Source organism: Moorena sp. SIO1F2, assembly GCF_010672755.1.
GTDB lineage: Bacteria > Cyanobacteriota > Cyanobacteriia > Cyanobacteriales > Coleofasciculaceae > Moorena.
In genome coordinates this window covers 1-7,804 of sequence record NZ_JAAHFV010000303.1, presented here as the reverse complement: position 1 = coordinate 7,804, position 7,804 = coordinate 1, and the positions used below count along the sequence as shown (strand labels likewise).

General features: G+C 46.3%; 4 protein-coding genes and 2 pseudogenes. 2 read left to right on the top strand and 4 right to left on the bottom strand.

Translation table 11 applies throughout. The annotated features are described in order from the left end of the window. Positions 1–462 precede the first annotated feature (462 nt). The 4 genes from murI to F6J94_RS26135 form a co-directional block, all read right to left on the bottom strand. Entirely contained in the window at positions 463–1,374 is a 912-nt protein-coding gene (murI, locus tag F6J94_RS26155; RefSeq protein ID WP_293045535.1) for a glutamate racemase, read from the bottom strand. A 130-nt stretch (positions 1,375–1,504) separates the two neighbouring features. Next, the gene (locus F6J94_RS26150) at positions 1,505–3,415 is read right to left on the bottom strand and encodes an N-acetylmuramoyl-L-alanine amidase (RefSeq protein WP_293017317.1); all 1,911 of its coding nucleotides are present in this window, start codon (positions 3,413–3,415) and stop codon (positions 1,505–1,507) included. 448 nt (positions 3,416–3,863) lie between these two features. Further along, positions 3,864–5,285: a cation:proton antiporter gene (locus F6J94_RS26145; protein ID WP_293045531.1), complete on the bottom strand. Its 1,422-nt coding sequence runs from the start codon at positions 5,283–5,285 to the stop codon at positions 3,864–3,866. A gap of 1,148 nt (positions 5,286–6,433) precedes the next feature. Then, positions 6,434–7,015: a transposase gene (locus F6J94_RS26135; protein WP_293045538.1), complete on the bottom strand. Its 582-nt coding sequence runs from the start codon at positions 7,013–7,015 to the stop codon at positions 6,434–6,436. A gap of 250 nt (positions 7,016–7,265) precedes the next feature. Between F6J94_RS26135 and F6J94_RS26130 the strand changes: the two are divergent. Both F6J94_RS26130 and F6J94_RS26125 read left to right on the top strand, forming a co-directional pair. Continuing rightward, positions 7,266–7,408, top strand: a pseudogene (locus F6J94_RS26130) (ISAs1 family transposase); the annotation flags it as partial. Positions 7,409–7,592: 184 nt separating this feature from the next. Beyond that, a pseudogene (locus F6J94_RS26125) lies at positions 7,593–7,804 on the top strand (heme peroxidase); the annotation flags it as partial.

Below are 7,804 nucleotides of genomic sequence, written 5' to 3'. Positions count from 1 at the left end.
TGGCAATTGTCACCGCATCCCATTTCTCTTAGGTGAAGTCGTTGCTCACAGGCGACTTCACCTAAGAGAAATGGGATGCGGTGACAATTGCCTCCACAACCAAATTTATAGTGAAAAAAATCGGTCTATTATCAGAGTGGGAGAGTTTGAGAGGGAAAAGAATACCCCGTCCTATTAGGTCTTAAAGTTACCGTAAGGATAGTGGAGCCTTTATGGTTAGTCGGCTATTCATAAAAGGGTTAAAACTTTTTGATTAAGGCTCCACTATCCTAAGGTTTCGTCTCTGAGGATGAATTTTTCCTCTCAAATAGTGTTAATATAAAAAGTAAGGGTCTCAAAAACTGGGTATTGACCCTACTCAGCTACCGACCGTGCGGGGGAAAGTTACGCCCAGGTCGATAACAGCCAATTAGGTTGTGCAAAGGATACCCCATTCCTGCGACGGATGGGGAAGTTCAATGGTCAATCTACCGATTCTAAAGGTGCGCTTGACCTTGGCGAATTAAATTCGCCAGGGGTCGCACCTTTAGGTATTGTAGGGATTGACACCTGTGGTAGGTGTATTTTTTCAACTGTTGGAGTGTAACCCAGCCATTGTAGGGACTGTTGGGCAAACTGTTGAGGACAACCGCTGACCCCAAAGCGAGTTGGTCTTGCCTCACCAGTATTCTTCCCTCCAATTAAATCCAGTTCTTGAGCAGCAGCAGCAACAACGTATTTCGCTGGGTCTACCAATTTAACGTCTGGGGGTAATATTTCCCGCAGGATCGGTTCTAGATGGGGATAATGAGTACAGCCATAAACTAGGGTATCGATTTGGGCTGCTAGCAAAGGTTCTAGGTACTGCCGTGCTACCGCTGTAGTGTAGGGTTCGCACAAGCGATTTTCCTCCACTAATGGCACAAACTCCGGACAACCCACTTGCCAGACCTGAGCCGTTGGTTCAACCTCCAAAATAGCATTTCGATAAGCATTGCTGGCAGCCGTAGCTGGTGTAGCAATCACCCCAACGCGACGACCTTGGTGGACTGCCGCACGGGCACCCGGTAGAATCAGCCCCAGAATTGGGATGTCAAACTCACTACGCAGAGTTTCCAATGCCAGAGCCGAACTGGTATTGCAGGCCATCACCACCATTTTGACCTCCTGTTGCACCATCCAGCTGAGAATCTCGAAGCCGAACTGCACGATTTCATCCGCAGACCTGGTACCGTAGGGTAGCCGTGCTGTGTCAGCAAAGTAAACAATTGATTCGGATGGTAGTTGTTTGTATAGTTCCCTCAGAACAGTCAGACCCCCCACACCACTGTCGAAAATCCCGATGGGACGACTCTGGGGTTGAGTTCGAGAGATCAAAATTGGGTTATTGATCATTGGTTAAGAATTGGCACCTACCCACCCAGGGGCAAGAAACAGATTACTTGGGTTCGCTCAAAACAAGAAAATCGTTAGATTATAGGTTAACAATTATCAATTAAGAATTGACACAATATTAGAACTCAACTTAGGTCAATCGATTCTGCCGGATATATAGGAGGATGCCACGAGCGATCGCTCTAGCCATCTGGCTGCGATAGGCGGCAGTTTTCAGTTTAGCTGAGTCTTCATAGCCGGTTAGAAAACCAACTTCTACCAAAACTGCTGGCATGGAGGTTTTCCTGAGCACATAAAACCTCGCCCGTCGGGTACGTCGGTCACTAACATCCACGCTCCGCAAGATAGTGTAGTGGATGGTTTGGGCAAGACTCTGACCAGTAGAGTAGTAGTAAGTCTCTAATCCATTCACATCCGGTCGCTTACCCCCGATAGCATTGGCGTGGATGCTTACAAATAAATCAGCATCAGTCCGTTCTGCCACTTGAACTCGTCCATTCAGACTGATGAATCGGTCATCTGAGCGGGTCATGACAACCTGAATCCCCTGTTTTTCCAACAGCGCTTCCACCTGTCGGGAAATCGACAAATTAACATCCTTCTCTTGTATACCCCCAAGCCCAATAGCACCAGGGTCTTTGCCACCGTGTCCGGCATCAATGACCACTACCAGGCGCTCTTTGGGAACCCGACGTCTGGGAATTGGTGGGCGAGTCCGGTTAGGCGGTGGCACAGGAATCGAGTTAGGCGGTGGCACAGGAATCGAGCGGGGGGGTATCCTGGTTGGCCTGCGTGATATCAATGGTCTCAGTTGCAGAGCCAACAGCTGATCATTGAGCTGATTGAGGCTACCAATCCGGGTACCGTTTGATGGCTGTACCAAAATCAGCACCGTGTTTTTGTCCTCCTGCCGCACCATCACTTCTGATACGGGACTAGTGCTATTAAGTTGAGGGCCACTGAACTTCTCAGCTAGTTTGGCATTCGGTATAGTAATTTGGTAAGCCTTTGAACGAGGATCCCATTTGCTAGTGGCTCTGACCCGTTGGTTAGCTTTAATCAACAGCTGAGTCTGATTGCTAGCCAATTCCACTGACCCAATGGTGGCTAACTTACCGGTATTAGCCGAGCCACGGGATTGAATCGGTTTCGTTGGCACTTTGGATGTTGGTCCATTATCTAACCTTTGAGCCGGGACACCCCTAGGGAAAATCAACACCCCCCCCAATCTTTCACTGAACGATGCTAGCCAATCAGGGCTGTCACTATCCACATTCAGGGTCATCCGGACAATCGGTGGGGACTCTTTTTTCTTTTCAAACTCGATTTTGCTAACCCCGTAGCGATTTACCTCCAAATCTTCCCCTAACAGACTCTCGGCAATCGTAACCCCTTCTAGGTCGATGTTAATGCGGCGGTTATTGCGACTTCGTTCGATTTGAATGATGGGTTTCCCACCATCGGTACTGACAAAAAATCCATTTCTATTGATCTGAAAGCCTTGTCGGCGAATCCCCGGATTGGATCTCGGAATAGTTGGATTGGATCTCGGAATAGTTGGCCGTGGTGGAGGGGATTGAGTGCGGGTCGGTGGCTCAGCCGGTGGTATAGATGGCGGTGCTGGGTTAGGCAGAACCGGCAGTGACCCTCGATAAGGCTGAGGTAATTGTACAGTCCACTGATTGGGGCTAATACCCCGAAATTTTACCTGCTGGGGGTCTATAGTGTAACCAGGAGCCAATTCAACCACAATCCGAGTGGTTTGTCTCTCAAATTGACCCACTCGCACTTCTCGAATCGCCCCGCTTAGACGCTGATTTGTTGATGGACCTCCGACGTTAATTCCTGGTAAATCAATGACTAACCGGGTAGGATTAGAAATGAGTTGGGCTGTGGGTTGTACACCCACATCAGTCGTAAATTCCAGGCGATTCTGATTGCGATCATATTGCCAAAATAGTAGTTCACGGGCTTGAGCCGCCAATGAAAATAGAGAAAATGTCAAAGAGCTGGAGAGTAGCAGTAGCCAGCGAAACCTCACAATTCTTACTCCTGTATCATGTATCTTAGGTAATTGGTTATAGCAATTGGTTATAGCAATTGGTTATACCAGCTGTTAGCGGTTAAGTATTAGACCCCAACAGCTGCCTAGAGTAGGCTATAGTTAACCGCTAATCCCTAACCGCTCACGATGAATACCCCTAATTAATAGCCCAGTCAAGCAATGTCTAGTCTGTCAGATGAATCAGATGAATCAGATTAATCTGATTAAAACCGTTAACAGACTCGGACGTAGAGTAGCTTGGTTAAGTTTCAAGAGTTTCAGTATACACGGGTTGCTCTGAATCGAAAATTTGGTTTTAGTTAACACACTTAGCTTTGTCAAATCTTAAAGCATACACAATCAACTAAATTGAACAGGATTCTTCAAGAATCCTGCATCAATAATTGTCTTTAATCAGCCAGCTCAGATACCATTAGAACAAGTCTCAAGACTCTCCAGCTGTTTCCACCTGCTCAGATGGCTCTTGAAAGACCAACCGCAACAAAGGCGGAGCAATAAAAGTCGTTAAGATAACCATCATGATAATCGCTGCTTCAGTTGCTTCTGAAAGAGCACCACTTGCTGAACCAACACCAGCAAAGACTAGCCCCACTTCACCTCTGGGAATCATGCCAACTCCAATAGCCAGACGGTTAATTCCTGATTGACCAAAGACTGTCAATCCTGTGATAACCTTACCAAGAATTGCAACCACAATCAGGAAAGTTGCCAAGATCAAACCCTCGCGATTACTGGGAACTGCTGGGTTAAGCACACTCAAATCAGTTTTGGCTCCCACTGTAACAAAGAAGATCGGCACAAGTATATCTGCCACTGGTAAGACCTGTTCTTCCAATTCTCGACGCTTATCCGTCTCTGCCAAGACTAGCCCAGCAGCAAAGGCTCCCAAAATGGCTTCTAATTGGATAGCTGTGGCAATATAGGACAAGACAAAGGCAAAAATGAGTGCTGTCAGTAATACCTGACCTCGTGTTTTCATTTCCTTGACCAAGGCAACGAAATACGGACCGAGGAAGCGACCGATTAGAATTGCTCCAACTAGGAAGACACCAGCACTAATAATCAAATAGATCACATTAGTGATCACGACTTCCCCAGTTTTTGCCAAACTAGCCACTACAGCCAGGACGATAATTCCTAAGACATCATCGAGTACAGCAGCACCAATGATAATTTGCCCTTCTTTAGAACTGAGCTGTCCAATTTCTGCTAGGACTTTAGCGGTAATCCCGATACTAGTGGCAGTTAGGGCAGCACCAGCGAAAATAGCAGGGACAGCAGAAATATCAAATAGGTAAGCTAAACCAGCAGTACCAGCAGCAAAGGGAACAACCACCCCAACTACAGCTACCACAGCGGCCTGCGGACCAACACGGATCAGTTCTTTGAGGTCAGACTCTAGTCCAATTTCAAATAACAAGATGATCACGCCGAGTTCCGCCAAGACGGAAATCACCTCGCTAGTAGACTGAAATACTGAGTTGGTAGCTTCTGGGGTTAGACCAGCGGTAGTTTGGAGAAAGGTCATCATTACGGAATTGCTAGCCGCACTGCCCCCTTCTGGGAAAACTAGCAGATTTAGGGCAGAAACCCCGACAACTACACCACCGACCAATTCCCCTAATACCGGTGGTAAGTTAATCCGAGCACAAATTTCGCCTCCGAGTTTACTGGCGAAGTAGATCACCACTAGACTCAATAGCACTCCTGCAAGAACCAGTGACCCGTTTTCTGCTTCATTAGCAGTGGCTTCAGTTGCTGTTGCCAATAGGTATGGGAGAGGGTGTTCAGGGGGGAGGAATGGTAAGGGGGTGAGGAGATTCACCCAGGCAGTTGTATCAGCCATGTAGTTGCGAATAAATCATTCATTATACTTTACAAAAATTATGGCAACCCTTGAGCCTCTCAGGTCTAATCAGGGGCTCAAACTAAGCTAGTACTGTGTCAATTTAGTTTTGAGGGTTAGGTGTTAGGTGTTAGGTATTAGGTTACAAGTTAAACAAAAATGCCGTTTGTCAAGCCTTGATTAATAAATATTTATAAAACCTTGGCCAAAAGGTCACGCTACGCGAACAATTGTTTTCTGTAATTAGGATAGGGGTATTTAGCTCCATGGCGTAAGTATGAAGAACAGTTTTTGCCCTAGGTATTGATGATAATGCTTACGCTAGTCTAACTCATGGCTAAGGACCCTTCCCCCGGCAGTAGCGGATCGTCTCTGACAAATTAAGATTTGGAAGCGCTGTAGCATAGTGATCAACTGAAGAACACAGGGCAGGGGAAAAAGCTGATGGCACACTCACACGGGAGAATGCGGGAGCGTGGTAGCCCCGCGATTTTAATCCGGGTCAGAAGTTACAGCAGTCGAAGCCTAGTTTAGGACAGTCACTTTTCCTCAAACCTAGATACAAAGCTAGTTTAACTTCTGACTTCTGACTTCAAACTTCTGACTTCTGCTATACCGCAAGAATAGGGCAGCCTTTATGGTTGGGAGGCTTGGCTGAAAGGGTTAAAACTTTATGATTAAGGCTGCCCTAATAAACAGGTTTCATCTCCGGGAGGAAACGCGACACGGCAGTGCGAGCAATCCCTCGCACTGCCGTGAAAAGTGTATAATAATGAAGTGAGTAAGGACAGACGCCTACGTGACGAAGCGACTCTAGTACCGGAGAAATACCGACCCTGGCCAAAAGGCCACGCTACGCGAACAAAGATGGCATTGCGTTAATCCTCAGGTGCGCTTTCCGTTCGCCGTAGGCGACGCTTTCGGCAAAGCCGACGCTGCGCGAACGCGAACGGCCAATTAAATTCGCCACGGGTCGCACCTCTTGGATCTTTCCATCCACGAATTCGTTCTTTCGATTCCCCACCGAGCTTTGACTGGTACAAACCCACTTTTACCTTCTTTTTCCTTCTGAGCTTTGGATGGTTTCGCCGAAAGCTTAAATCTAATTTTGGTCATAATCTGAGGATAAATTTTCTCTAATTCCTGTGTCAGCTTTTCATCGGTGATATCCGCCGGTCTTGTAAGATGGTAATCTTGGCAATATTGACGGGTTTAGATTTGAAGTAATCAATGTGGTTAGACAACATTTCAATTAATCCCACATCGTCAGACACCGAGGCTTTGGTACAGTGACTAAAAAAAGGGAAACCCAAGGTATCTAATGCTAGATGTCTTTCATTAGTAGCTTTGTAAAAACAAAATCCTTTGGAAGAGATGCTGGCATTGCAGGTGTTTTTCACTGCTTGGGAGTCGATAATCATCAGGGTTGTCCATTGCCCTTTTTTTTTTACTTGCTCACGTACTCGACGATGTAGGATGTCCCTAATTTCTTCGATTACTCCTTGCGTACGCCACTGTTTGTAGTACCAAAACACTGTGGAATAGGGAGGTAAGTCTTTAGGTAAATCACACCAATTACAACCATTCTTGAGTTGGTACAAGATACCATCTAATATCTGCCTCTTACTCCACAATGGTTGTCTAGTTTGCTTCTTTTTGGGCAACAGAGGCTCGATTATTTCCCATTCAAGATCACGCTCGACTACTTGAGTACGGCATTTTTTCCCTATTTTACTCCATTACTGAGATCTCAAATGGGTTCTATACAAAACCGATCACCCATAAAGGCGACCCTCTCTTACGGTAACTTCAAAGGCAGTAACTCTTGCTCAAATAGACTTCGATTTGTACAAACAGTCCCAGTGGTCTGGATTACAGACCATTGTAATGGTTATTCGCACCCGCCATCATAGGAACAAGACTACCCGTGAGGTGATGTTTTACCTCACTTCTTTACCACCCCTCAACACGTCGGGCTTAGCAATCCGACAACACTGGTCCATTGAAAACCAACTGCACGCTCGTATTAGATGTCACCTTTGGGGAGGATGCGACGCGGATTCGTACAGGGCATGCACCACAGAATATGGATTTACTCAAGCGCGCTTAGTCTCAATCTACTCAATCTTGAAACGAGTTATAAACGCAGTACTCGTCAAAAAGTCAAACGAGCCAGTATGGTACCAAGGTATATGCTTAAGGTTTTAAAAGCTTCAATTCCCCTACAGTCTAACTTATCTGAGGCATAATTTTTCGCCGCTGTACCCTGCAGCGTTTACCAATCAGAAGTGGTATCGCCAGAATTGGATGACAGTGGAATTTAGTTTGGTATATCGTTGGCACAGTGCCCTTCCCGAGACTCTGACCTATGACAGCAAGCAAATTCCGATGGTGGATAGCCTCTGGAATAATGAGATGCTGATCAATAAAGGTTTGGGACCATTGTTTGAGGAGACCTGTTCCCAACCAGGCACCAAAATTGGTTTGTTCAACACGGCAGAATTCCTGATACCTGTTGA

Bases quoted from the DNA above. Each gene is read 5' to 3' on its own strand.
- F6J94_RS26145 (WP_293045531.1), bottom strand. From the start codon at position 5,285: ATGGCTGATACAACTGCCTGGGTGAATCTCCTCACCCCCTTACCATTC.
- murI (WP_293045535.1), bottom strand. From the start codon at position 1,374: ATGATCAATAACCCAATTTTGATCTCTCGAACTCAACCCCAGAGTCGT.